This is a genomic window from Streptomyces sp. NPDC034049, from assembly GCF_055575575.1.
This window is the reverse complement of sequence record NZ_JBVISJ010000019.1, coordinates 1-23508: the sequence shown is the minus strand read 5'-3', so window position 1 is coordinate 23508 and position 23508 is coordinate 1. Positions and strand designations below refer to the sequence as shown.

Sequence of the window (23508 nt, the reverse complement as noted above, 5' to 3'; positions counted from 1 at the left end):
TACACCCTTGCGCTCGTATGCGCTCCATCGGACCCGGGCATGCCCTGTCCGACTGTCCGACCTCACTCTCAGCACGACCGACGTCGTCGAACGGGAAGTCGAACGGGGAGGTGCGCGGTGCACGGACCGGTTTCGGCCGGCTGGCTGCTGGTCGCGCTGTGCGCGGTGACCGGGGGGTACTGCCTGCTGCGGATGCGCAGCGCCGTGGAGGAACAGCGGCGTTCCGCGGGCGGCGAGGCGCTGATGGGGTTCGGCATGGCGGCGATGGCCGTGCCCGCCGTGGCCCTGACCCCGCCGCGCTGGGCCTGGCTCTGCTACGCGCTGGTGTTCGGCGCGGCCGCGGTGCGCGCGCTGTGGGCGGCCCGCGCGAGCGCGCACCATCTGCACCATCTGGTGGGCGCGCTGGCGATGGTCTACATGGCCGCGGTCATGGCCGCCGCGCCGGGCGGCGGCCACGGCGCCGCGGGACTGCCGCCGGTGACGGGGGCGCTGCTGGTGTACTTCGCCGGGTACGTGATGTGGGCGGGGCTCCGGCTCATGCCCGCACCGGCCGCTGCGGGGACGGGGATCCGCGCCGGGGGCGCGACGGGCTGGGGCGACCGGCCGGAGCTGGCGCGGGCCTGCCGGCTGTCCATGGGCATCGGCATGTTCGCCATGCTGCTGACGGTCTGAACCGCCACGGGCGGCGCCCGGTCGTGGTCTGTGTCACTTCGGTGGCTCGGCCCGTGTCGCCGTGCACCGGCGCGCTCATAGGCTGCGCCTCATGATGGTCCCCACGGCGTTGTTGCTGCTCGGCGCCCTGACCGCCGTCGTCGCCCCGCGACTGCTGGCCCGCGCCGACTGGCCGGACCGTGAACCGGTGGTCGCCCTGTGGGTGTGGCAGTGCGTGGTGGCGGCGGTGCTGCTGTGCTGTGCGCTGTCGATGGCGCTGAGCGCGGCGGCGGCCTGGACGGTGGTGCGCGGGCGGGTGTTCGCGCCCGCGCCGCAGGGGGTCGTGGAGGCGTACGCGCTGGACGGCGGGGGCTCCTGGGCCGTGGCCACCGCCGTGGCACTCGCGTGCGGCGGGCTGTGGACCGGGACGATGCTGGCCCGCGAGATCCTGCGGGCCCGGCGGCAGCACCGTCGCCGCCATGCCGAACTCCGCCTGCGCGCCCCCCTGTTGCCCGGTGAGGAGCCGGACGGCGACCGGTTGGTGGTGGTCGAGGGCGAGCGGCCGGACGCCTGGTGGCTGCCCGGCCCCACACCCCGACTGGTCATCACCACGGCCGCGTTGCGCCGACTGAAGGGGCGGCAGGTGGACGCGGTGGTCGCACATGAGCAGGGGCACGCGCGGGCGCGGCACCACTGGTTGCTGCACTGTTCGGCGGCGCTCGCGGGCGGGTTCCCCCGCGTTCCGGTGTTCGCCGCGTTCCGCGACGAGATGCACCGGCTGGTCGAACTCGCCGCCGACGACACCGCCTCCCGTCGCCACGGCCGCCTCACCATCGCCCTCGCCCTCGTCGGCCTCAACGAGGACCGGGGGGTGTTCGGTCCCTGCCCGACCCCTGAGGACCATGTGCCGCAGCGGGTCGACCGGCTGCTCGCGCCGCCGGATCGCCTCACCCCGGCACACCGGCTGCGGCTGACCGCGTACGGCGCCCTGGTACCGGTCGTACCGCTGTTGGTGGCTTTCGTTCCCGCGTTGCGGGCACTCGGTAGGTCGTGACATGGCAAAGAAGGGACCAAGACAAGCCCAAGGACAACGTGCGGCGCGACGGCTTCGATCCGGTCGCGGCGCGTGACAGTGATCTCACGCCTCGGCATTGGCCTGAGGGCCCGGGAGTCGGCCAGGATCGCTGTATGCACACCCCCACCGTCGACTCGCCGCCCCACCGGCCGTCGACCACCCGCACCGTCCGCGCCGTCGCGGCCTTCGCGGCGCCCTCCGTCCTGCTGCTCGTCCTGGTCGCGATCTCATGGGCGCCGCTCATGTCGCTGGACGAGAGCATCGCGAACACCACACACCGCTGGGCCGTCGACGCCCCGGGCCTCACCCACGCGTTCCGCATCCTGACGGACTGGGTCTGGGACCCGGTGACGATGCGTCTGCTGGTGGCGGCCGTCGCGATCTGGCTGGTGTGGCGCCACCGGGAGTGGTGGCTCGCCCTCTGGCTGGCGGTCACCTGCGCCGCGGGCACCGCGCTGCAGCAGGCGCTGAAGGCCGCCGTCGGACGGGAACGGCCCGCGTGGCCCGACCCCGTCGACTCCGCCCACTACGCCGCGTACCCGTCGGGCCACGCCATGACGGCCGCGGTGGTCCTCGGGCTGCTGGTGTGGCTGCTCCACCTGTACGGCGCCGGTCGTGTCGTCGTCCGCGCGGCGGTGGCGGTGACGGCCGTCTCCGTCGTGGGCGTCGGGCTGACCCGGATCTGGCTGGGCGTGCACTGGGCCTCGGACGTGCTGGCCGGCTGGCTGCTGGGCGGTCTGACGATCGCGCTGGCGGTGCTCGCGTACGAGAAGTGGGGTGCGCCGAGGCGTACTTGACCGGATACGCGCGGCCACGAAGGATCGACGGCATGACGGTCAAGGCAGTGCTGTTCGACTTCTCCGGGACCCTGTTCCGCGTGGAGTCCACCGAGTCCTGGCTCCGCGCCACCCTCGCCGACTGCTCGCTGACCATGCCGGAGCCGGAGTTGGTCCGGGCGGCCGCGGCACTGGAGCGGGCCGGGGCCCTGCCGGGCGGCGCCGTCCCGGTGGAGGCGCCGACGGGCGACCTGGCCGGCCTGTGGGCGCTGCGGGACCGGAGCGCCGAGGAGCACCGGGCGGCCTTCACCGGGCTCTCCCGTCGGGTGGCGCTCCCCGCGCCCGCACTCCATGACGCGCTGTACGACCGCCATATGACACCGGCGGCGTGGAGGCCCTACCCGGACGCCGTCGACGTGCTCGCGGCCCTGCGGCACCGCGGGGTGGCCGTCGGTGTGGTGAGCAACATCGGCTGGGACCTGCGGCCGGTGTTCCGCGCGCACGGCCTCGCCCCGTACGTCGACGGGTACACGCTGTCGTACGAGCACGGTGTGCAGAAGCCGGACCGGCGGCTGTTCGCGCTCGCCTGCCTGGCGCTCGGTGTCGACGCGCGGGACACCCTGATGGTCGGCGACGACCGGCGGGCCGACGGCGGTGCGGCGGCGCTGGGGTGCGGGGTGCACTTCGTGGACCATCTGCCCGTCGCGCAGCGGCCGGACGGACTGCGGCCCGTGCTGGATCTGTTGGACTGAGCCGGCGTCGGCTCGGCAGCCGCTCGCCGAGCGGGCCGTGGGCCCAGGGCCCGTGCGACGGTGGGTCGTTCGTCGCCGCCGGACGTCCGTCCCGGACCGTCCCCCGTGCGGCCCGGGACGAACAGACGGCCGGGCGGGCACAGACAGGGTCGGCCGCCCGGGAGCGCTGAGTATAGTTCGCCGATCGTCGGTCGACGCGGGAGTTACAGGATGTCCCCGCCGGGCGCGCCGGTCGATGAGAGCGCCGGGGAACGCGGTGTCCCGCCGGTCCCCGAAGGGTCCGGCGGGACGGGTGACTTGACGGTGTCGCGCCGGCTCTACCAGTCGAAGTCGAAGTAGTCCGGCTGCGTCTGCACATTGAGTTCACGCTGGTGAACCCACTTGGCCGGGTCCGTCCGCCGGTCGTTGATCTTCAGGACGTCGAAGCCCTTCACCATGTCGTTCGAGTAGATGTGGCCGTTGTAGTAGTACGCCGACCAGGTGCCGCCGCCCACCAGGGTGGTGGTGGAGATCGGACCGCGCTCGAAGTAGGCGATCTCCTTGGGCTCGGCGGAGTCGGTGAAGTCCCAGACGGAGACACCGCCCTGGTACCACGCCTGGACCATGATGTCCTTGCCCTTGACCGGGATCAGCGAGCCGTTGTGGGCGACGCAGTTCTCGGTGTCGGCCTGGTGACGGGGGATCTTGTAGTAGCTCTTGAAGACGAGCTTGCGCTTGTCGCCCTTGCCGACGATGTCGTAGATGCCGTCGGCGCCGCGGTCCGGTCCGATCGCGGCGTTGCAGGTGGCCGCGCCGCCGCCGCCCAACTCGTCGGTGAAGACGACCTTGTTCGCCTTCTGGTTGAAGGTGGCCGAGTGCCAGAACGCGAAGTTCACGTTGTCCTGGACCTGGTCGATGACCTTCGGGTTCTCCGGGTCCTTGATGGAGAACAGGATGCCGTCGCCCATGCACGCACCGGCGGCCAGGTCCTTCGACGGCAGCACCGTGATGTCGTGGCAGCCGGTGGTCTTGGAGACGCCGGGGTTCGTGGGCGAACCCGGGTTGCCGCCACCGTCCGGGCCCTCACCGGGGAACAGGACCGGGAAGCCCACCACGGCCGCCTTCTCCGGGGACTTGCGGGGCACCTTGATGATCGAGATGCCGTCGTGCGGCGGCTGGCAGTCGGGGAACGTGGCGTTCGGCGAGTACGAGGAGACGTAGACGTAGACGTTCCTGCGCTCGGGCACCAGGGTGTGGGTGTGCGAGCCGCAGGCCGTCTCCACGGCGGCGACGTACTTCGGGTTCGCCTTGTCGCTGATGTCGAAGATCTTGACGCCCTCCCACGACGACTTCTCGGTCGCGGGCTGCGTGGTGCTGTTGCAGGAGTTGTCGCTGCGCGAGGAGTCGGTGGACAGGAAGAGCAGGTCCCCGGAGACGGAGATGTCGTTCTGCGAGCCGGGGCAGAGGACCTGGGCGACCGTCTTCGGCGCCTTCGGGTTGCTGATGTCGAAGACGCGGAAGCCGTCGTAGTTGCCGGCGAAGGCGTACCTGCCCTGGAAGGCGAGGTCCGAGTTGGTGCCCGGCAGCGCCTCCTTGGGGATGTTGGCCAGATGCTGGATGTTGGCGGAATGGACGATCTCGTCCTGGCCGGGGATCTCACCGGCGGCTATCGCCTCGCGTGCCTCGGCGGCATCGCTCTTGGAGACCTTCTCCCGCACCGCGGGCGAGTCCCCGGGGTCGGGGGTCGCGGCCGCCGGTCCGGCGGTGAGCAACGCGGCCAGGAGTCCGGCCGCAGTCGCGGCGACCCCCAGACGTCTGCGCCGCGTCCGAAGGTTGTTCAACAGGGTCACTGTGTCCTCCCTTGTGGCCGTTCGCGGTTGAACGGTTCGAGCACCACCGCAGTATCGTCTTCATCATGCACAGATCAACAGACGGCAATGTACTTGTAACGAACAAATTTGATCACCCCCATGTGAAAGCGTGTTAGGAACGTTCGTCAACACTCACGAGGTGTACGCCCGTTGCTGTGTCCCAGGAGGTCACTGTGCTCGTTCGCCGCACCACCCGCGCGCCGCTGGTCACGGCCTCGCTGACGGTCGCTCTGCTGGTGCTCGCGGGCTGCGACTCGGGGTCCGAGGCGGCGCCCGACGGCGGTTCGGGCAAGGCGAGCGGGCCCGCGGTGATCGCGCCCGGAAAACCCGGTGAGGCCGCTCAAACCCTCTCGCCGGAAGAAGTCGAGAAGCAGCGAGCGGAGGACGACTCGCCGAATTCAGCGGACTTCGACTACGCGCGCATGATGATCCAGCACCACACCCAGGCCCTGGAGATGACCGAACTCGCCCCCGACCACGCCGAGTCGACCCAGGTGAAGCGGATCGCCGAGCGCATCTCGGCCGCCCAGAAGCCCGAGATCGAGGCCATGGAGGGCTGGCTTGAGACCAACGACGCCGACAAGCGGGGCACTTCGCACGATCACGGGAAGATGCCCGGCATGGCGACGGCGGCGCAGCTGAAGGAACTCGGCACGCTCGACGGGGAGAAGTTCGACCGGTTGTTCCTGAAGCTGATGATCACCCATCACGAAGGGGCGATCACCATGGCCACGGACGTGAAGGCGCAGGGCAACAACATCCTCATCGAGGAGATGGCCGACGACGTGATCGCGCAGCAGACCACGGAGATCAGCCGGATGCGCGACCTGACGCAGTAGCCGACCTCGTTCCCCGAGCAACCGGCTCCCGGGCTCAGCGGCGGGCGTGGCGGGGGCCGAGGAGGCCCTCGTCACGCGCCCCGGCGATCAGCCGGAGCGCCTTGCGGCGGCTGTGCCCGGTCGCGCACATCACGGCGAGTACCGGGTCGTGGCCGCACCGCTGCGCGGCGAGATACTCCTCGGCCACCAGCCGCCGCCCCTCCTCACCGCGTGGCCATGCGGGCCGGGCCCGCCGCCCGGACCCGGACGAGGTCTCCGGCTCCCCCTCGACCAGGTCGAGCTTGGTGCCGCAGGCCGCGAACAGCGGCCCCTCGATCCAGTCGGCGAGCTCGGCCAGGTCGTCCAGGGACAGCGGCGGCTGGGCGCGTACGTCCTCCAGCGACAGCCGGCCCCCGCAGACCACGGCGAGGACCTCGACCCCCGCGCCGTCCGGGAAGGAGAGCCAGGCGTTGTACCAGGCCGTGGCGCCGTCGTGCTCCTGCACTTCCCACGCGGGCCGCACGGACACCGCGCCGTCCTGCCAGTGGCGGTCGGAGAGATTGAGAAAGGATGCTTCCAGCACCCATGCAACGTAAACGCATGATCACATTCTCTGCGTACAGCCACGCGTGCCGGGTGCATGCGGCACCCCGACGGCGCAGCACCTTCGCCCCCCGTCGCGGGGAAGGTGCGCGATCGGCCCCATCGGCCCGCGCCTCGCATCCCGTACCGGCAACACCCCTGAAATCAACAAACTGTTCAAGTCCCCTAAGGTCTCGCCCATGGCATCCACCACCCCCACCCACCCCGTGGACGACGTACCCCCCATCCGCCACCTCCTCGCCTTCGGCCTCCAGCACGTGCTCGCGATGTACGCGGGCGCGGTCGCCGTGCCCCTCATCGTCGGCGGCGCGCTGCGGCTGCCACCCGCGGACCTGGCGTATCTGATCACCGCCGACCTGCTCGTGTGCGGCATAGCCACCCTGGTCCAGTGCGTCGGTGTGTGGCGCTTCGGCGTACGGCTCCCGATCATGCAGGGCTGTACGTTCGCGGCCGTGTCCCCCATGGTGCTGATCGGGACCGAGGGCGGCGGCCTCCCCGCGATCTACGGCTCGGTGATCGTGGCCGGCCTGGCGATCATGCTGTTGGCCCCGGTGTTCGGCAGACTCCTCCGCTTCTTCCCGCCGCTCGTCACCGGCACCGTCATCCTGATCATCGGCCTCTCGTTGCTGCCGGTGGCCGGCAACTGGGCGGCCGGCGGGGTGGGCGCGTCGGACTTCGGCGCGCCGCGGAATCTCGCGCTGGCGGCGTTCGTGCTGCTCGTCGTGGTCGGCGTGCAGCGGTTCGCCCCGGTGTTCCTCAGCCGGATCGCGGTGCTGGTCGGCATCGTCGTGGGGCTCGCGGTCGCCGTCCCGCTGGGATTCACGGACTTCGGCGCGGTGCGGGACGCGGGCTGGCTGGGCGTCAGCACGCCGTTCCACTTCGGGGCGCCCGTGTTCCAGCTCTCCGCGATCCTGTCCATGCTGGTGGTGGCGCTGGTGACGATGACCGAGACCACCGGTGACCTGATCGCGGTGGGCGAGCTGACCGGCCGCGAGGTGAAGCCCCGGTCGCTCGCCGACGGGCTGCGCGCGGACGGCTTCTCCACGGTCCTCGGCGGGGTCTTCAACACCTTCCCGTACACGGCGTACGCGCAGAACGTCGGCCTGGTCGGGATGACCCGGGTGCGCAGCCGCTGGGTCGTCGCGGCGGCGGGCGGGATCCTCGTCCTGCTGGGCCTGCTGCCGAAGCTCGGCGCCGTGGTGGCCGCGATCCCGGCACCGGTGCTCGGCGGCGCGGGGCTGGTCATGTTCGGCACCGTCGCCGCGAGCGGCCTGCGCACGCTGGCCCGGGTGGAGTTCAGGGGCAACGACAACCTGACGGTCGTGGCCGTCTCGGTGGCGGTGGGGCTGCTGCCGGTCGGGGTGCCGTCGGTCTACGCGGAGTTCCCGGAGTGGTTCCGGACGGTGATGAACAGCGGCATCAGCGCGGGCTGCCTGACGGCGATCACGCTGAACCTGCTCTTCAACCACCGCCCGGCGAAGGCCGGTTCAGCCGACGCCGAGGCGGAAGGCCTCCCGGCCGGCGGCGTCGACGAGGGTGCTCAGGAGCCCCGGGAAGAGGCCCTCTAGGTGGTTCAGCCTTCAACTTGGAAGCCCCTCCACGCATACGACCTTGTCCGAGAGACACCGCCTCTTGACGTCACCTGGGACGAGGAGAAGTGTGGGAGAGAAGGTGCAATTCAATTCAAATCAGGTAATGCACCATGCAAGTCGCCGTTCGTAAGCGCACCGCCATAGCCGTGTGCGGCTTCGCGCTCTGCGGCGCCCTCGCCGCACCCGCAGCCATCGAAGTGGTATCGGTCATCACCGATACCCAGCAGACCCAGGTGGACGACGCCCAGAGGAAGAAGCCGAAGAAGGCCCCGAGGCATTAGCAGATCCAGGGCATCGACCCTGAGAACCTCACGTATCCGGTTGGCCCGCAGGGTCTCCCACGGCGCGGCGCGGACGCTCACGACCGGCAGCCGGTCGCGTCCAGCGCGCTCGCCTTCGATGAACGGCACCCGGTAACCGGTACCCGACGAGTTGACGGTTGATCAGGTGGCCGTACCACCGCACGGTCCAGGCGGAGTCGGGCCCCGGTACGGGTGTGCGCGCCCGTACCGGTCAGCCGCGCCGGAGCAGACGGGCCGGGACCGCCGCGGCCAGGATCCGGTAACCCTCCGGGTTGAGGTGCAGCCAGTCGCCATCGTGGAGACCCGGGAGGAGACGGCTGGGGTCGGCGGGGTCACGGACCGCGCGGTCGAAGTCGAGGACGGCGTCGAAGGTGCCGCTGGTGCGGATCCAGGTGTTGACGGCCTGCCGGGCGGCCTCGCGGTGTCCGTCGGTGTCGTCGTAGGGGGTGTTGCCGCCGAAGGGCAGCAGGGTCGCGCCGTACACGCGGATGCCGCGGGCATGGGCGCGGACGGCGATCTGCTCGTAGGCGGCGACGAGGTCGGCGGTCACGCGCTGCTGGGCGGCGGGGGTGGCCGCCGCGGTGCCCAGGTCGTTGACGCCCTCGAACACGATCAGTTGCTCGACGGCGCTGTGGGCCAGGACGTCGCGGTCCAGCCGGGCGAGGGCGTTGGGCCCGAGGCCGTCGTTGAGGACACGGTTGCCGCCGGCCGCCTGGTTGACCACGGCGATGTGCCGGGTGCCGGGCTGCCGTTGGAGCCGGTCGAAGAGCTGGTCGGGCCAGCGGTCGTTGCCGTTGGTGGTGGAGCCCCGGCCGTCGGTGAGCGAGTCGCCGAGGACGGCGACGGCGGTCGTGGCGGGCCGGGACAGCACCTCGACGTCGCTGAGCAGGTACCAGTGGTTGGTCGGGGTCGCGCCGGGCAGGTCCGCGTCCTCGGTGTGGTCGCCGTGCGCCAGGTACGAGGTGGTGCGGGAACCGGGGTGCGAGGTGAGGGCGAGAGAAGCCTGCCCCTCCGCCAGATACGCCGTCACGGTCAGGTTGGTGCCCGGCCGCAGCGTGAAGTCCAGCGGGTCGGACACGACCTGGGCGCCCACCGGAACGGTGGTGGATCCGCTCCCGCTGAAGGTGACCGGACGCGACGAGCCGGGTTCGATCGCGCCGACCCCCGCCCGGCCGCCCAGCGGCAGCGCCACGGTCACGGAGGTCAGTGGCAGCGCGACACCGCCGAAGGCGTTGGAGAAGCGCAGCCGGACGCGGTCGCCGCCGGTGGTGACGCGCACGGTCTGCCGCAGGGTGGTGTCGACCAGCACGGCCCGGTCCCCGGTGAACGGCGGCGGTGGCATGTTGCCCGGCTCGGTGAGCTGCGGCATCGCGGACCAGGTGTTCACCCAGTGCCGGGCCGCCGTCGCCGTGTCACCGGTGCCGGTCCCACCCGTCCGCTGCGGGCTCCGGACCAGCGCGACCAGGGCGGACGAGGCCACCACGAGGGCCAGGGCGAGCACACAGACGGCGAGCACGGTCGCGAGCGGCGCCCTGCCGTTCGGCGGGGCGGGCCGGGGACTGTCGATCGGGTGCAAGGAACGGTGCCTCTCTTCGGAAGGGAACGGGGGCGGGCCGAGACCGCGCGGACCGGGACGACACACGGACCGTCCGGACCACGCCGTACGGATCAGGCCGTCCGACGCCCCGTACGGATCAGGCCGCCTCGACGCCCGTACGGGCCACGCCATCCGGACGCCCCGCACGGATCACACCGTCCGGACCACGTGATCCCGACACGCACGGGCGGTGGGCGCCCGGATGGCGGGCCGTCGGGGCGGGCGGCGGGTGGCTCGGTTCGCGGTGTCGGCGCCCGAGCCACCCGTCCCGTCGGTGGGCGGCGTCAACCGGTGGTGCACGCCGTCCCGTTGAGCGTGTACGACGCGGGTGCCGCGCTGTTGCCGGTGTGGGTGGCCTGGTAGCCGATGCTGACGCTCGCGCCGGGTGCGATCGCGGCGTTGTACGTGGCGTTGGTCGCGGTCACGGCGCCGCTCGCCGGACTGTACGTCGCGCCCCAGCCGTTGGTGACGGTCTGTCCGGAGGGCAGGGTGAAGCCCAGCTTCCAGCCGTTGACCGCCGTGGTGCCGGTGTTGGTGAGGGTCACCGAGGCGGTCAGCCCGGTGCTCCACGCGTTGGTGGTGACGGTCACCTTGCAGGGGCCGGCCGGCGGCTGGGGCGCGGGGCCGGAGCCATTGAGACCGAAGAAGGTGAGGACGCGCTCGCCCATGCCCCAGGCGTAGAGGTTGTGGCCGGTGCCCTGGAGGCTGATCGCCTCGACGGGGGCACGGTCACCGGTGCCGCCGTAGCGGGTGCGGGTCCAGTTGGACTGGGGCGAGTCGGTGGCGGCCGGTGTCTGGCCGACACCGTGCACATCGGTCCACTGCTTGATCTCCTCGCCGAAGTTGGGGTAGCGCAGCACGTCGTCCGTGGTGCCGTGCCAGACCTGCATGCGCGGCCGGGGCCCGGTGTAGCCCGGGTAGGCACCGCGGACGAGGTCGCCCCACGCCTGCGGGGTACGGATGATCGTGCCGTTCGCGCAGTCGCTGTTCCACTCGGAGCCGTTGGTGGTGGCGAAGCAGGCGAACGGCACGCCCGCGAAGGCGGCGCCGGCGGCGAACACGTCGGGGTAGTCGCCGAGGAGGACGTTGGTCATCATCGCGCCGGAGGAGATACCGGTGGCGAAGATCCGGTCGGTGTCGGCGTCGTAGGTGCGGACGGTCCAGTCGACCATGGACTTGATGCCCACGGGGTCACTGCCGCCACCGCGGGTCAGGGCCTGCGGGGAGGCGACGTCGAAGCACTTGCTGCTCCGGGTGACGGACGGGTACACGACGATGAACCCGTAGCGGTCGGCCAGCGAGGCGTACTCCGTGCCGTTGTACATCGCCGGCCCCGAGCCGGTGCAGTAGTGCACGGCGACCACGATCGCCGGGTTCGCGGTGACACTGTCCGGTACGTAGAGGTACATCTGCAGGTTGCTGGGGTTGGGGCCGAAGCCGGTGATCTCGGTGAGCGCCGCGCGGGGAGCGGCTTCGGACTCGGTGGGCGCCGCGGCGGCCGTGGGCGCGGTGAGCAGCGTGGCCGCGAGCAACGCCACGAGCGCTCCCAGCAGCGCGACGAGCGCCGGACGCCGCGGTCCGCGCGGGCGGTCGTGGGGGGTGAGGGTCACGTCGTGGTGCCTTCCTGTGACGGGGGCGGGTGCGACGGGTGGGGAACCGGGCCAGGGCGACGGGAAGGGCATCGTGACATGGACATGGAAGCCGCGGAAGCGCTCCCACACGTCGAAAGAATTCGCTCACTCCTTGCCCGCGGCGCCACCGGGCCAACTCCCCGCACATGACCGACCGCCCTCACCAGGCACGACCGATCTCTTTTGCGCAAAGCGTTGACTAGAAAGCGCTTGCCCCCTACGTTCCGTTCAGCGATGTGAACCGATCGTCGAGTCGAGCTTCCCCACTCGCTTACGACGATCAGAACAGTAAATGCAGTTCACGTATATGTTCCGCCAGCTCTCCCTGAAGGGACGCACCCGCATGCGTACCGTCCCCCCACGTACACACGCGCAAAGATCAGTCCTGGTGGCGGCCGCGGCCGCCCTGATGACGGCCGCCACCCTGGCCGTGCCGCCCTCGGCCGGCGCGGCGGAGACCTCGCCGATCGGCTACGGCGCCGGGACCACCGGCGGCGGCAGCGCCTCCGCCGTCACGGTCTCCACACTGGCCGCCTTCCAGAGCGCCGTCACCGGCAACGCGGCCAAGGTCGTCCGTGTGAACGGCCTGATCTCGCTGAGCGGTCAGGTCGACATCGGCTCCAACACGACGGTCCTGGGCGTGGGTTCGTCGTCCGGGTTCACCGGCGGCGGTCTGCGGATCAAGGAGGAGACCAATGTCGTCGTCCGCAACCTGAACATCAGCAAGCCGGTCGCGCCCGCAGACGGGATCACCGTCCAGGAGTCCACGAAGGTGTGGATCGACCACAACTCCTTCTCGGCGGACCGCACCCACGACAAGGACCACTACGACGGCCTGCTGGACATCAACCACGGCTCGGACAACGTGACGGTGTCCTGGAACACCTTCAAGGAGCACTTCAAGGGCTCGCTCGTCGGCCACAGTGACAAGAACGCCTCCGAGGACACCGGGCACCTGAAGGTGACGTACCACCACAACCACTTCAGCAACGTGCACTCGCGCATCCCCAGCCTGCGCTTCGGCACCGGGCACTTCTACAACAACTACGTGGACGGCGCGGAGACCGCCTGCCACGCGCGCATGGGCGCCCAGATGCTCGTGGAGAACAACGTCTTCCGCAACACGGGAGTCGCGGTCACCACGAACCGCAGCAGTGACGTGGACGGCTACGCGAATCTGCGCGGCAACGACCTCGGTGGGGCCGCCACCGAGATCTCCCGGGTGGGGAGCTTCACCACCCCGCCCTACGGCTACACCGCCCAGTCCGCCTCCTCGGTCGTCGCGTCGGTGACCTCGGGAGCGGGCGCCGGGAAGCTCTGAGAACCGCCAACCCCCCATCCGCTCGGACAACAGAAGGAATCGGGACATGACTTCTGCAGCACGTCCGCGTGCCCGCACGCGCGCGCTGACCGGCACGTTCGCCGCGTTCAGCCTCTCGTTTGGCATGATCATGACCAGTGGAGCCACGCCGGCGAACGCCGCGACCTGGCCGTCCGCCAACGGCAGTCAGCCGGTGTCCTCCACCATCTCGGTGTCCGGCACCCGGGACGGCGGCATGGTGCGCTACTACGGCAGCGGCGCGTTGGCCGGCGACGGCCAGGAGGAAGGCCAGGACCCGATCTTCAAGCTCGCGGCCGGCGCGACGCTGAAGAACGTCATCATCGGCGCGCCCGGCGCCGACGGCATCCACTGCGAGGGCAACTGCACCCTGCAGAACGTCTGGTGGGAGGACGTCGGCGAGGACGCGGCGACCTTCCGTGGCGGCTCCACGTACACGGTGACCGGCGGCGGTGCCAAGAAGGCGGCCGACAAGGTCTTCCAGCACAACGGACCCGGCACCCTGAACATCTCCAACTTCGCGGTCAGCGACTTCAAGACGCTGTACCGCTCCTGCGGCGACTGCTCCACGCAGTACACCCGCAAGGTGAACCTCAGCAACATCGAGGTGACGGGGACGGGCACCACCGCGCGCCTGGTCGGCATCAACGTCAACCGGGGCGACGTGGCGACCCTGCGGGGCATCACGATCCTCAACGACAGCGGCCGCAAGGTGATCCCGTGCCAGAAGTACAACAACAACACCGCCGTCGGTACGGGCCCCGACAGCACCAACTGCAAGTACGCCACCTCGGACATCACCTACCGGTGACACCGCTCGTCACCCGCAGGTGAGTCCCCCGGCGGCCGGACGGAGCCTCCCCCCACGGGCCTCGTCCGGCCGCCGGCCGTCACGCGCGGGACGCTCACCGTCCCGCGCGCCCGCTCCGTCTCACCAGATCTTGCGCTCCCACAGGGGGCCGATCCGCTCCCACTCCTCGTCCCACTGGTCCATCCGCCGCCGTTCCATGCGGCCGCGCACGAGTCGGCCGCCCACGAACGGCACGGCCGCCGCGAACAGACCCGCGAGGCCGCCCACGAGCGCGGCGCGCAGCCGGGCCTGGGACTCGCTGGCGGGCTTGGTGACCAGCAGGCCCCCGGCGTCCGTCCAGACGGTGACCCGCGCTCCCATCAGGCTGGCGGGATCGACCCGGGCCTGTCCCTCGCGCACGGAGCCGTCCGGCGCGGTCCAGCGGACCTTCGCCCACACCTTCTCCGTGCCCGTACCGCTCGTGCCCGCCGGTTCGGGCGCGTCCTCGGTGAGGACCGCGCCGACCTGGCGCCACTCGGCGCGCTGCCGGGCGAGACCGGACTCGACGGAGTCGGCGGCCATGAGCCCCGCGGCCACACCGCCGAACAGCGTCAGCGTCCAGGCGACGAGCAGGACCCAGGACTCCAGCCGGTCGCCGCGCCGTCTGAGCGGGTTGCGCCGCCATCGCCACAGCCACACCTTCGGACCACGGAATGCCACCATCGGGGGCACCCTCCCTCGCACACGCAGGACTGCCGGACCGCTCTCCCATACGGTGGCGGCCCCCTCCCTGCTCATGCGATGTGGGTCACCCTCGCCCGGCCCGGTCGGACCGGGCCCGCCCCTAAGCCGCTCACACACCGGCTGACCTGCGGCGGAGCCGTTCTTAGGGGTGACTGTCAGTGGTGAGGTGCAGACTGGCCGGTGACTGGGACGACGATGTCCGGGAGGTGGCCGGGATGGCTGAGGTACTGCTCACCGTGGGCACACGCAAGGGGCTGTTCATCGGGCGGCGGCGGGGAGGCGCCTGGGAGTTCGACGAGACGCCGTACTTCAACGCGCAGGCGATCTACGCGGTCGCCATCGACACCCGTTCGGAGACTCCCCGGCTGCTGGTCGGCGGCGACAGCGCCCACTGGGGCCCCTCCGTGTTCCACTCGGACGACCTCGGCCGCACCTGGACCGAACCCGCCCGGCCCGCGGTCAAGTTCCCCAAGGACACCGGGGCCTCGCTGGAGCGGGTGTGGCAGCTGCACCCGTCGGCCGCCGAACCGGACGTGGTGTACGCGGGCACCGAACCGGCCGCGTTGTACCGCTCCGAGGACCGGGGCGAGACCTTCGAGCTGGTCCGGCCGCTGTGGGAGCACCCGACGCGCGACAGGTGGGCCCCGGGCGGCGGCGGTGAGGGCCTGCACACCATCCTCACCGACCGACGCGACGCGCGCGTGATGACCGTGGCCGTCTCCGCCGCCGGGGTGTTCCGCACCGAGGACGGCGGGGCGAGCTGGTCGCCGTCCAACTCCGGTGTGTCGGCGGTGTTCCTGCCGGACCCCGACCCGGAGTTCGGCCAGTGCGTGCACAAGGTGACCCGGGACGCGACGACCCCCGACCGGCTGTACCTCCAGAACCACTGGGGCGTGTACCGCAGCGACGACGCGGGAGCGCACTGGGAGGACATCGGCGCCGGCCTGCCCTCCACCTTCGGTTTCGCCGCCGTCGCCCATCCGCATCGCGGGGACACCGCCTACGTCTTCCCGATCAACGCCGACGCGGACCGCGTTCCGGCCGACCACCGCTGCCGGGTCTTCCGCACGGCGGACGCGGGCAAGAGCTGGGAGCCGCTGACGGCGGGCCTGCCGTCGGAGGACCACTACGGCACGGTGCTGCGCGACGCGATGTGCACGGACGACGCGGCCCCGGCGGGTGTCTACTTCGGCAACCGCAACGGCGAGGTGTACGCGTCGGCCGACGACGGCGACAGCTGGCGACAGCTGCTGTCGCACCTGCCGGACGTGCTGTGCGTGCGCGCGGCGGTCGTCGGCTGAGTGGACGGGGGGTCACCGCCGCCGTCCGCGAGTGACCCCGGCCGTCCGCCGAGGCACCCTGTGCCCGGTCCCGTTCCACTCCGTGACAGCCGTCGTCGATCGGCTCCTCAGGCGGCCGCCGGCTGCTGGACGCGGGTCAGCCCGCCAGGCGGTTGATCTTGCGGATCTGCCTGTCGAAGGCGCGGGCGGGAGCGAGGCGGCGCAGGGTGCTCACGCGTCCGGCCGTGGGGCCGGCGGTGTAGCGCAGTTTCGGCCTGGGGTCGGTCGCCGCGGCGACGATCGCCTCGGCGACGACGGCCGGCGCGTCACCGTCCCTGATCGCCTCCGCCATCACGCGGTCGACGGTCTGCCGCTGCTGCGCGTAGGCGTGCAGGGGCAGGTCCGGCTTCGCGCTGTTGGCCTCGAATCCGGTTCTGGTGTAAGCGGGTTCGACGAGGAGCGACCGGACGCCGTGCTCGCGGATCTCGTGGTCCAGGGATTCGGAGTAGCCCTCGATCGCGTGCTTGGAAGCGGCGTAGACCGCCATGTACGGCTGGGGCATGAAGCCGAGCACGGACGAGATGTTGATGATGCGGCCGCGCTTCTGGGCACGCATGTACGGCAGGACCGCCGTCACCATCCGCATGACCCCGAAGACATTGGTGTCGAAGACGGCCCTGGCCTGCTCGACGGGGGTCTCCTCCGCGGCTCCCGTCGAGCCGACGCCGGCGTTGTTGACCAGGACGTCGATCCGGCCGAACCGCTCCCTCACCTCCTGGACCACTCCGGCGACCGAGGCGTCGTCGGCCACGTCGAGGTCGAGGAACGTCACACCGGCGAGCGGGGTGACGCGCGTGGTGTCCCGACTCGTGCCGACCACGTCGAACCCCGCCGCGACCAGCGCACGAGCGGTCTCCCTCCCGATGCCGGACGACGCACCCGTCACGAGTGCCGTCGGTCGATCTGCCGTCATCACGTACTCCCGCACAACGTGGAAACCGATCGGTTTCCGCAGGCAAGTGCGGGCAGGCGCAGGCAGCGAAACGGACTTCACAAACGGGAGCAACGCGCCGGGAAGCGGGCCTCGGAACGCCCCGGAGCCGACGGGCGGTACGTCACCGCACTGCCGCGGCGTCGAGCAGGGTGGTCACCGTGGGCGCGACGAGGCCCGAGAGCCTGTCCGCCCCGATTCCCGCACGGGCATTGGCGCCGTCGAAGACCAGGCTGAGCTGCCGGGCCACCAGGTCGGGGTCGCCCGCCCCGCCGCGCTCGGCCTCGGCACGGAAGAAGGCGGTCAGGTTCTCCTTGACCCCGTGGGCGACCCGGCTCGCGGGGTGACTCTGGTCCTTCAGTTCGATCTGCGCGGCCAGATAGGGGCAGCCGTAGAACTCGGGCGCACCCGACTGCGATTCCAGTCGCTCGAAGACATGCAGGATCCGTTCTCGGGGCGAGCGGCCGTCGTCCGCCGCGGGCACGAGTGCCGCCACATAGGTGGTGGTGCGCCGCTCCAGGCTCGCCGCGAGCAGTTCGTCCTTACTCTCGAACAGCTGGTACATGGAGCGCTTGGACACTCCCGCCGCCTTGCAGAGCGCCTCGACGCCGATGCCGACGCCGTCTCTATAGGTGAGCGTGGCCGCCGCCTCCAGCAGCCGCTCCCTGGGGGTTTGCTTCACTTCGGTGGTCATAGCACGAGATTAACCCAAGGAGAAGCAAAAGGAAACCGATCGGTTTCACAGGTGTCGGCGGTGGCCACGCGCACCCAGGCACGGAGGGCGGCTTCCGTCAGGCCGGGACCGCCGGCTTCTCGGGTGCCGTCTCGACCGGGATGCGGTGCAGGCCCTTGCGGTCGTACCAGCCCAGCACGCCGAAGCCGAACAGCACGGCCGCCACGAGGCCGACGCCCATCATGAGCCAGCCCCGGGTCAGACCCGCGTCGCCCTGCGCGTCGTAGTAGAGGATCGAGCGGATGCCACCGGTGATCTGCCTCAGCGGCTCGAACTCGGCGAGGAAACGGTAGAAGCCGGGCAGCGCCTCGATGGGGGTGGTGGCTCCTGCCGTCGGCACCGCCATCCCGATGAAGACCAGCGTGGCCACCAGCATCCCGGGCGTCCCGAACACCGCGAGGAGACTGAGCGCGCCGATCCCGGAGACCGCGATGGCGCACACCGAGTACAGCCACAGCAGCGGCAGATGGGAGGCGTCCATGCCCATGATGCCGACCGCGCCGGCCATGACCAGGGTGCCCATCAGCAGGGACAGGGCGGCCATGAGGGTGCTGCCGATGGCGAGGGTCTGTACCCGGGTCGCCCCGATCAGCGGGCGGTGCAGGCGCAGCGGCCCCATGTCGTTGTGGGTGTAGCCGAGGGCGTGATCGACCTGGCCGCTGATGACGTTGGCGGAGAGCATGCCGACGACGACGAGGGTGAGCGCGTAGTAGAACGCCGTCAGGCCCAGGCCGCTGTGCGGGTCGAGCGGATGCCCGTCCTCGACGGTGACGGCGGCCGGGTCGGCGAGCAGGACGCGTGCCGCGGGGGGCAACTCCGCCTGCGCGGGCCCGATCTGGGCGGTCAGCTGCCTGCCGACCTGGAGCGAGGCGTTCTCGGCCGCCCGGGTGGTCACCGTCCGGGCCAGGCCGGAGCCCAGACTGCCGGCCGACTGGTTGGTGACCACCGTCAGCGTCGGACGGGCCGGAGTCCCGGCGTTCGTGGTGCTCGCGGCGTTCGCGGCGTTCGCGGTGTCCCCGGCGCTCGTGGCGCTCGTCAGGGCGGCGACGGACGAGGTGAAGTGGGCGGGGACGACGAGCGCGCCGAACAGCTTGCCCTCGCCGAGTTCCTCCTTCATCTCCTTCTCGTTCATCACCTTCCAGTCGACCTTGCCGTCCCCCGCGTCGGACTTCTCGATCGACTCGGTGATCCGCGCCCCCAGATTGACCTGCTCGCCACCGACGGCGGCCCCCTTGTCGGCGTTGACCAGGCCGACCGGCAGCTTGCTCAGATGGCCGGCCGGATCGATGTTGGCGCCGACGTAGAACACGGCGAACAGCAGCGCGAGTACGCCCGTGATGACGCCGTTGGCGATCCACAGAGGTCGGGCGCGCAGGACGCGGAAGGGGTGAATGTCAGTCATGACGTACGTTGCTCTCGCTCGGTGGACGCGGATCGCTTCGCCGGGGGCTGCCAGCCTCCGGTGACTTCCTTGACGGGCTTGTGGGGGAATCGGCGCCGGGCGTACTCCTGCGCGTGCGACCCAGGCAGGACGTACAGCGTTTCCTTCTTGTCCTGGAGCGGTCGCAGCACGGTGTCCATGAACGACTTGCGGTCGTCCAGGTACGGGCCCAGGACGTCCTCCCCCGCAGGACAGACGGCAAGGCAGTAGCCGGACTTGTAGCCGGGAGGCGAGCTGAGGCTCTGCCACATGGAGGCGCTCTCGGAGTCGGTGACCCGGGAGCGGTAGTCGGCGGCGTCCTCGCTGTCGGCCACGGTCTGCGCCCAGTCGGTGAACCCGCTCATGAACTCGCGGTAGTTGTGCGTGGTGCAGGCCAGGCCGTCGAAAGCGCCGTCCTTGGTGATGGCGCCGACCGGGCAGGCGGCGACGCACAACTTGCAGTCGATGCAGGGGTTGTAGTCCAGCGGCTTGCCGTACTCGCTCACCTCCGCGTCCACCAGGACGGTGACCAGCAGGACGAAGCTGCCGAACTTCGGATGGATGACGTTGCGGTGCAGTCCCATCACGCCGAGCCCGGCGGCCACCGCGACCGTCTTGTGCGCCACCACCCAGATCCGCTCGCGGGGGAAGCGGTCCATCTCCTGGGGGAAGCCGACGGACGGATTGAGTGCGCGGTACCCGGCGTCCTGGAGCGCCCGGGTGACGCCCCGCGCGGCATGGTTGGCCTGTTCGTCGGCCTGGTGGAACTCCTGGTTGGCCACGCTGCGGGCCGGGGAGCGGCAGTTGTCGCGGTTCATCCGGACCGCCATCGCGATCAGGGTGCGGGTGCCGGGCAGCGCCGACTGCGCGTACGCGCGCTCGCCCGCCAGGTCGGGGTGGTCCAGGCTCACCGCGGCCGCGTCGTCCGCGCCGGCCGCCAGGCACAGCTCGCGCAGCCAGGCCGCGTCGATCACCGCCGGGGGTCGCGCCGCGTCACCGGCTCCGCGCCAGGCGAGTACGGCCTGCACCGACGGGTGGGCGGCCAGCTTCGCCGGGAGCCTGGGACTCGGCAGCCGTCCCTCGGCGTCGCGCGCGGCAGTCATCTGTGCTCCTCACGAGGGGGGCGGGGTCGGGACTCGCCCGCCTCGACGACAAGAAACTGATCAGTTTCACCACCGTAAACTGACCAGTTTCCGCACGCAAGTCCGAGTCGCGCGCCGCCCCGAGCCACCTCGGGCCACCCCGGGCCACCCGCCGGGAGCGCCGGCGGAGCGGGGCGGCGAGCCGACCGGACGCCTCCGCTGCGGCACGGCGCGTGGCCATGCGCCTCGTGCACGACACCGGATTCGCCCCCTTCGACGCCGGTGTGCTCGCCGACTCGTGGCGCCGGCAGCCGATGGGCCCCGCCTACCGAGCCGACCCTGGATGAGCCGGGGCCGGCCCTGGCCGCGGCCTGACCATGCTGTTCGCCGTCCTGTCCGGCGCCTACGGTGCCGGAGTCTTCGGCTCCCTGACCCCGCTCGGCTTTTAGGACCCCGGCTCGGACAGCGTGCGCGCGGCCCAGCTCGCCGAGAAGGCGTTCCCGCAGCGGACACCGGACGCCCTGATCGTCTACCGGGACGACGACCGAACCGTCGACGACCCGTCCTTCCGGCAGGCGGTCGTCCGGCAGCTGGAGTCCCTGCCGGAGTCGGAGGTGACCGGCTACCTGGACTTCTGGACGACGAAGATGCCGGCGCAGGTCAGCCACGACCGCCACGCCACCTACGTCGCCCTGAACCTCCACGGAGGCAGCGAGAAGGCCAAGGAGGACGCGTACAAGGCGATCAAGGACAAGATCCCCGCGCCGGGTCTGGAGACCCTCCAGGGCGGAACGGTACCGACCGGCTATCAGGCCGGACAGAAGATCGAACACGACCTGAGAGCCGCCGAGATGTTCTCGGCCCCCGTCCTCTTCGTGCTCCTGCTGCTCGTGTTCGGCGGTCTGGCCGCGGCCTCCCTCCCGCTCGTCGTCGGTGTGCTCTCCATCGCGGGCTCGATGGCCGTCCTGCGGCTCATCTCGAACATCACCGACGTCTCCGTGTTCGCCATGCGCCTGGTCACGATCCTGGGGCTCGCGGTCGCCATCGACTACGGCCTGCTGATCGTGAGCCGCTACCGCGAGGAGCTGGAGCGCGGGCACACGGGCGAGGAGGCGCTCTCGCGCACGCTCGCCACGGCCGGGCGCACCGTGGTGATCTCCGGCGTCACGGTCGCGGTGGCGCTGGCCGGCCTGACTCTCTTCCCGTCGACGTTCCTGAAGTCGATGTCGTACGGCGGTGTGGCCGCGGTCCTGCTGTCCGTGCTCTTCTCCCTGGTCGCGCTGCCCGCGGTGCTCGCCGTCCTGGGCCCGAAGGTCAACGCCCTCCCACTGCGCCGCCGCAGGAAGACCGTGCGCCCGGCGTCGGCGGGCGCGGGTTCCTGGTCCCGCTTCGGGCACGGCCTGATGCGACGGCGGGGATTCGTGGTCGTGGGCGCGGTGGGGCTGCTGCTGGTCCTCGCCCTGCCGTTCTCCAGGATCGAGTTCGGTTCCATCAACGCCCAGCAGCTGCCGAGCAGTTCCGAGGGCCGCCAGGTCTTCACCACCATGGAGAAGGACTTCGACAGCGACGCCGTGAAGTCGATCGACTCACTGCTCGTGCTGAAGTCCGACGGCACCTCGAAGGAACAGGGGGCGGCGCTGCGGGCGTACGCCGAGCGGCTCGGCGCGACGGAGGGCGCGACGAGCGCCAGGATCACGGGGGTCGAGGGCGACACGGCTCGCGAGTCGGTCACCTTCGAGGGCGAGGCCGTCTCGACCCATGCGCGCGATCTGGTGAAGCGGCTCAAGGACGTTCCCGAACCGCCGGGCGCCCGGGCGTACTTCGGCGGCGAGTCGGCGGTCTACAGCGACACCCTGGACGCCCTCGGCGAGACCCTGCCGTGGATGCTGCTCTACATCGCGGTGATGACGTACATCCTGCTGTTCCTCGCGTTCGGCTCGGTGCTGCTGCCGCTCAAGGCGATAGCGATGAACCTGCTGTCGCTGTCCGCGACCTTCGGCATGCTGGTCTGGGTCTTCCAGGACGGCCATCTGCACCACCTGCTCGGCTTCGATCCGACGGGCAACATCGAGCCCAACATGCCGATCACGCTGTTCGCCCTGATCTTCGGGCTCTCCATGGACTACGAGGTGTTCCTGGTGTCCCGGATGCGGGAGCAGTACGACCACCTGGGCGACAGCACCGAGGCCGTGGCGACCGGGCTCGGGTCCATCGGCCGCCTCGTCGTGAGCGCCGCGGTGCTGATGTGCGTGCCGCTCGCGGCGATCGGGACGAGCAGTGTGCTGACCATCAAGCTGTTCGGCGTCGGCATGGTGTTCGCGGTCCTGACGGACGTACTGATCGTGCGCATCCTGCTGGGAACGGCCGTCATGCGACTGCTGGGCAGGGCTGCCTGGTGGGCACCGGAACCACTGGCGCGCTTCTACGACCGGTTCGGCATCAAGGAGACCGACGTGCCCGCCGCCGGCGCCTCGCACGGCACGTCCGACGACGCCTCCGACGACGCCTCGGATGACGCCTCCGACGAGCGGGTCCCCGTCGCCGTGGGCTGACCCCCGCGACGTGAGAGGGTGCGGTTCGCACGCGGACAGGGGGAGACATGGGGCTGATCTACAGCTACGAGATGTATCTGCGTCCTCGGAACGTCGCCAGGGCGCTGATCAATCTGGCCGGGCTGGCGCCACCGGCCCGCGCCGTGCAGCCGCTCGAGATCACCCTCCCCGGCGGTGACCGGCTCGCCCTCCCGTTCACGTCCGACTTCAGGAGCGAGCCGGTGGACTGCTCCACCAGCGGCACGGTCGAGCTCGACACGTCCCTCATGTTCGACGCCGACGACGCACTGCGTGAGTACGCGCAGACGCACGGGCTCGAACCCCAGGCGGACGGACGTCTCCAGATCGGATACATCTACGCGACGATCCGGTTCGCGTCCTCCGCGCACCCCGGCTACGCGTCGGTGGACTGCTGGGCGGCGACGTCGGCGATGAGCCGCCTGTTCGCGCGCTCGGCCACCATCAGGAAGGTGTTCACCGACCTGACCGCGGACAGCGGAGGAGTGTGCTGCCTGTTCGACACGGGCGACGGAGCCCCGGAGCAGGTGTGCTGGCTCAACGGTGAACCCACGCGGGAGATGGTCCCCGGCCCTCGCTTTCGGGATCGGCGAGCACTTGTGGCGACCTGGTCCGACTCCGAGAAGTGAGCACGTCCGCTCCCCCGCGGAACGGCACCCGACATCAGCCCACGCGATCTCCCCTTCTGCCGACTTGCGCTGTGGAAACCGATCGGTTTACTGTGGTGGAAACCGGTCGGTTTCTGAGGTGTGTGGAGGTAGTCATGACCGCTCTGAAGGGCGCGAGTGTGTTCGTCACCGGTGGCAGCCGGGGGATTGGCAGGGCTTTGGTGGAGGAGCTGTTCGCGCGGGGTGCGGGCAGGGTGTATGCCACCGCCCGGGATCCGCGTGCGGTGACGCATCCCGATGCGGT

21 protein-coding genes and 2 pseudogenes are annotated in these 23508 nt (G+C 70.9%); 13 read left to right on the top strand and 10 right to left on the bottom strand.

Translation table 11 applies throughout. The features are described 5' to 3' along the window. Positions 1-117: 117 nt before the first annotated feature. From ACZ52C_RS36730 to ACZ52C_RS36715, 4 genes are all read left to right on the top strand, one after another. A complete protein-coding gene (locus ACZ52C_RS36730) occupies positions 118-672 on the top strand; it encodes a DUF5134 domain-containing protein (protein ID WP_469078868.1) in 555 nt (184 codons plus the stop codon). Positions 673-763: 91 nt separating this feature from the next. Beyond that, positions 764-1705, top strand: a complete 942-nt coding sequence (locus ACZ52C_RS36725) for a M56 family metallopeptidase (RefSeq protein ID WP_469078867.1) — start codon at positions 764-766, stop codon at positions 1703-1705. Positions 1706-1839: 134 nt separating this feature from the next. Next, positions 1840-2523, top strand: coding sequence for a phosphatase PAP2 family protein (locus ACZ52C_RS36720; protein WP_469078866.1), 684 nt, complete (start codon positions 1840-1842; stop codon positions 2521-2523). Positions 2524-2555: 32 nt separating this feature from the next. Next, positions 2556-3254 carry an HAD family hydrolase gene (locus ACZ52C_RS36715; protein WP_469078865.1) on the top strand — a complete coding sequence of 233 codons (699 nt, stop codon included), beginning with the start codon at positions 2556-2558 and terminating at the stop codon, positions 3252-3254. A gap of 317 nt (positions 3255-3571) precedes the next feature. Here the strand turns inward: ACZ52C_RS36715 and ACZ52C_RS36710 are convergent, their stop codons facing one another. After that, the gene (locus tag ACZ52C_RS36710; RefSeq protein ID WP_469078864.1) at positions 3572-5083 is read right to left on the bottom strand and encodes an LVIVD repeat-containing protein; all 1512 of its coding nucleotides are present in this window, start codon (positions 5081-5083) and stop codon (positions 3572-3574) included. A 194-nt stretch (positions 5084-5277) separates the two neighbouring features. Between ACZ52C_RS36710 and ACZ52C_RS36705 the strand changes: the two genes are divergently transcribed. After that, positions 5278-5943, top strand: a complete 666-nt coding sequence (locus ACZ52C_RS36705; RefSeq protein ID WP_469078863.1) for a DUF305 domain-containing protein — start codon at positions 5278-5280, stop codon at positions 5941-5943. Positions 5944-5977: 34 nt separating this feature from the next. On the opposite strand, the gene ACZ52C_RS36700 is transcribed toward ACZ52C_RS36705, so the two are convergent. Further along, positions 5978-6451 (bottom strand): DUF6214 family protein, encoded by a 474-nt coding sequence (locus ACZ52C_RS36700; RefSeq protein ID WP_469078981.1) that lies wholly within the window; start codon positions 6449-6451, stop codon positions 5978-5980. A gap of 253 nt (positions 6452-6704) precedes the next feature. On the opposite strand from ACZ52C_RS36700, the gene ACZ52C_RS36695 reads away from it, so the two are divergent. Then, the gene (locus ACZ52C_RS36695) at positions 6705-8093 is read left to right on the top strand and encodes a nucleobase:cation symporter-2 family protein (protein ID WP_469078862.1); all 1389 of its coding nucleotides are present in this window, start codon (positions 6705-6707) and stop codon (positions 8091-8093) included. A 110-nt stretch (positions 8094-8203) separates the two neighbouring features. Here ACZ52C_RS36695 and ACZ52C_RS36690 read toward each other — a convergent pair whose 3' ends face one another. The 3 genes from ACZ52C_RS36690 to ACZ52C_RS36680 all read right to left on the bottom strand — a co-directional run bounded on the left by ACZ52C_RS36690 (position 8204) and on the right by ACZ52C_RS36680 (position 11626). Further along, a complete protein-coding gene (locus ACZ52C_RS36690) occupies positions 8204-8527 on the bottom strand; it encodes a hypothetical protein (RefSeq protein ID WP_469078861.1) in 324 nt (107 codons plus the stop codon). Between the two features lie 103 nt (positions 8528-8630). Next, positions 8631-9935 (bottom strand): SGNH/GDSL hydrolase family protein, encoded by a 1305-nt coding sequence (locus ACZ52C_RS36685; protein WP_469078980.1) that lies wholly within the window; start codon positions 9933-9935, stop codon positions 8631-8633. Between the two features lie 365 nt (positions 9936-10300). After that, positions 10301-11626 (bottom strand): extracellular catalytic domain type 1 short-chain-length polyhydroxyalkanoate depolymerase, encoded by a 1326-nt coding sequence (locus tag ACZ52C_RS36680; protein WP_469078860.1) that lies wholly within the window; start codon positions 11624-11626, stop codon positions 10301-10303. A gap of 364 nt (positions 11627-11990) precedes the next feature. Here ACZ52C_RS36680 and ACZ52C_RS36675 point away from each other — a divergent pair, with 364 nt between their 5' ends. Further along, entirely contained in the window at positions 11991-12968 is a 978-nt protein-coding gene (locus ACZ52C_RS36675) for a pectate lyase family protein (RefSeq protein WP_469078979.1), read from the top strand. A gap of 46 nt (positions 12969-13014) precedes the next feature. Further along, on the top strand, positions 13015-13797 hold the full coding sequence (locus tag ACZ52C_RS36670) for a pectate lyase (protein ID WP_469078859.1): 783 nt from the start codon (positions 13015-13017) through the stop codon (positions 13795-13797). Between the two features lie 120 nt (positions 13798-13917). Here ACZ52C_RS36670 and ACZ52C_RS36665 read toward each other — a convergent pair whose 3' ends face one another. After that, a complete protein-coding gene (locus ACZ52C_RS36665; RefSeq protein ID WP_469078858.1) occupies positions 13918-14499 on the bottom strand; it encodes an Rv1733c family protein in 582 nt (193 codons plus the stop codon). Between the two features lie 236 nt (positions 14500-14735). Between ACZ52C_RS36665 and ACZ52C_RS36660 the strand changes: the two genes are divergently transcribed. After that, entirely contained in the window at positions 14736-15821 is a 1086-nt protein-coding gene (locus ACZ52C_RS36660) for a WD40/YVTN/BNR-like repeat-containing protein (RefSeq protein ID WP_469078857.1), read from the top strand. 136 nt (positions 15822-15957) lie between these two features. On the opposite strand, the gene ACZ52C_RS36655 is transcribed toward ACZ52C_RS36660, so the two are convergent. From ACZ52C_RS36655 to ACZ52C_RS36640, 4 genes are all read right to left on the bottom strand, one after another. Continuing rightward, on the bottom strand, positions 15958-16773 hold the full coding sequence (locus ACZ52C_RS36655; RefSeq protein ID WP_469078856.1) for an oxidoreductase: 816 nt from the start codon (positions 16771-16773) through the stop codon (positions 15958-15960). Positions 16774-16915: 142 nt separating this feature from the next. Further along, the gene (locus ACZ52C_RS36650; RefSeq protein WP_469078855.1) at positions 16916-17485 is read right to left on the bottom strand and encodes a TetR/AcrR family transcriptional regulator; all 570 of its coding nucleotides are present in this window, start codon (positions 17483-17485) and stop codon (positions 16916-16918) included. Between the two features lie 97 nt (positions 17486-17582). After that, a complete protein-coding gene (locus ACZ52C_RS36645) occupies positions 17583-18926 on the bottom strand; it encodes an SNG1 family protein (RefSeq protein ID WP_469078854.1) in 1344 nt (447 codons plus the stop codon). Next, positions 18923-20047, bottom strand: coding sequence for a 4Fe-4S binding protein (locus tag ACZ52C_RS36640; protein ID WP_469078853.1), 1125 nt, complete (start codon positions 20045-20047; stop codon positions 18923-18925). Before ACZ52C_RS36640 ends, ACZ52C_RS36645 begins: the two co-directional genes overlap by 4 nt. A gap of 443 nt (positions 20048-20490) precedes the next feature. On the opposite strand from ACZ52C_RS36640, the pseudogene ACZ52C_RS36635 reads away from it, so the two are divergent. The 4 genes and pseudogenes from ACZ52C_RS36635 to ACZ52C_RS36620 form a co-directional block, all read left to right on the top strand. Further along, positions 20491-21411, top strand: a pseudogene (locus tag ACZ52C_RS36635) (MMPL family transporter); the annotation flags it as partial. A gap of 18 nt (positions 21412-21429) precedes the next feature. Then, on the top strand, positions 21430-22578 hold the full coding sequence (locus tag ACZ52C_RS36630) for an MMPL family transporter (RefSeq protein ID WP_469078978.1): 1149 nt from the start codon (positions 21430-21432) through the stop codon (positions 22576-22578). A gap of 47 nt (positions 22579-22625) precedes the next feature. After that, on the top strand, positions 22626-23225 hold the full coding sequence (locus tag ACZ52C_RS36625; protein ID WP_469078852.1) for a hypothetical protein: 600 nt from the start codon (positions 22626-22628) through the stop codon (positions 23223-23225). A gap of 134 nt (positions 23226-23359) precedes the next feature. Next, positions 23360-23508: pseudogene (locus tag ACZ52C_RS36620) on the top strand (short-chain dehydrogenase); the annotation flags it as partial.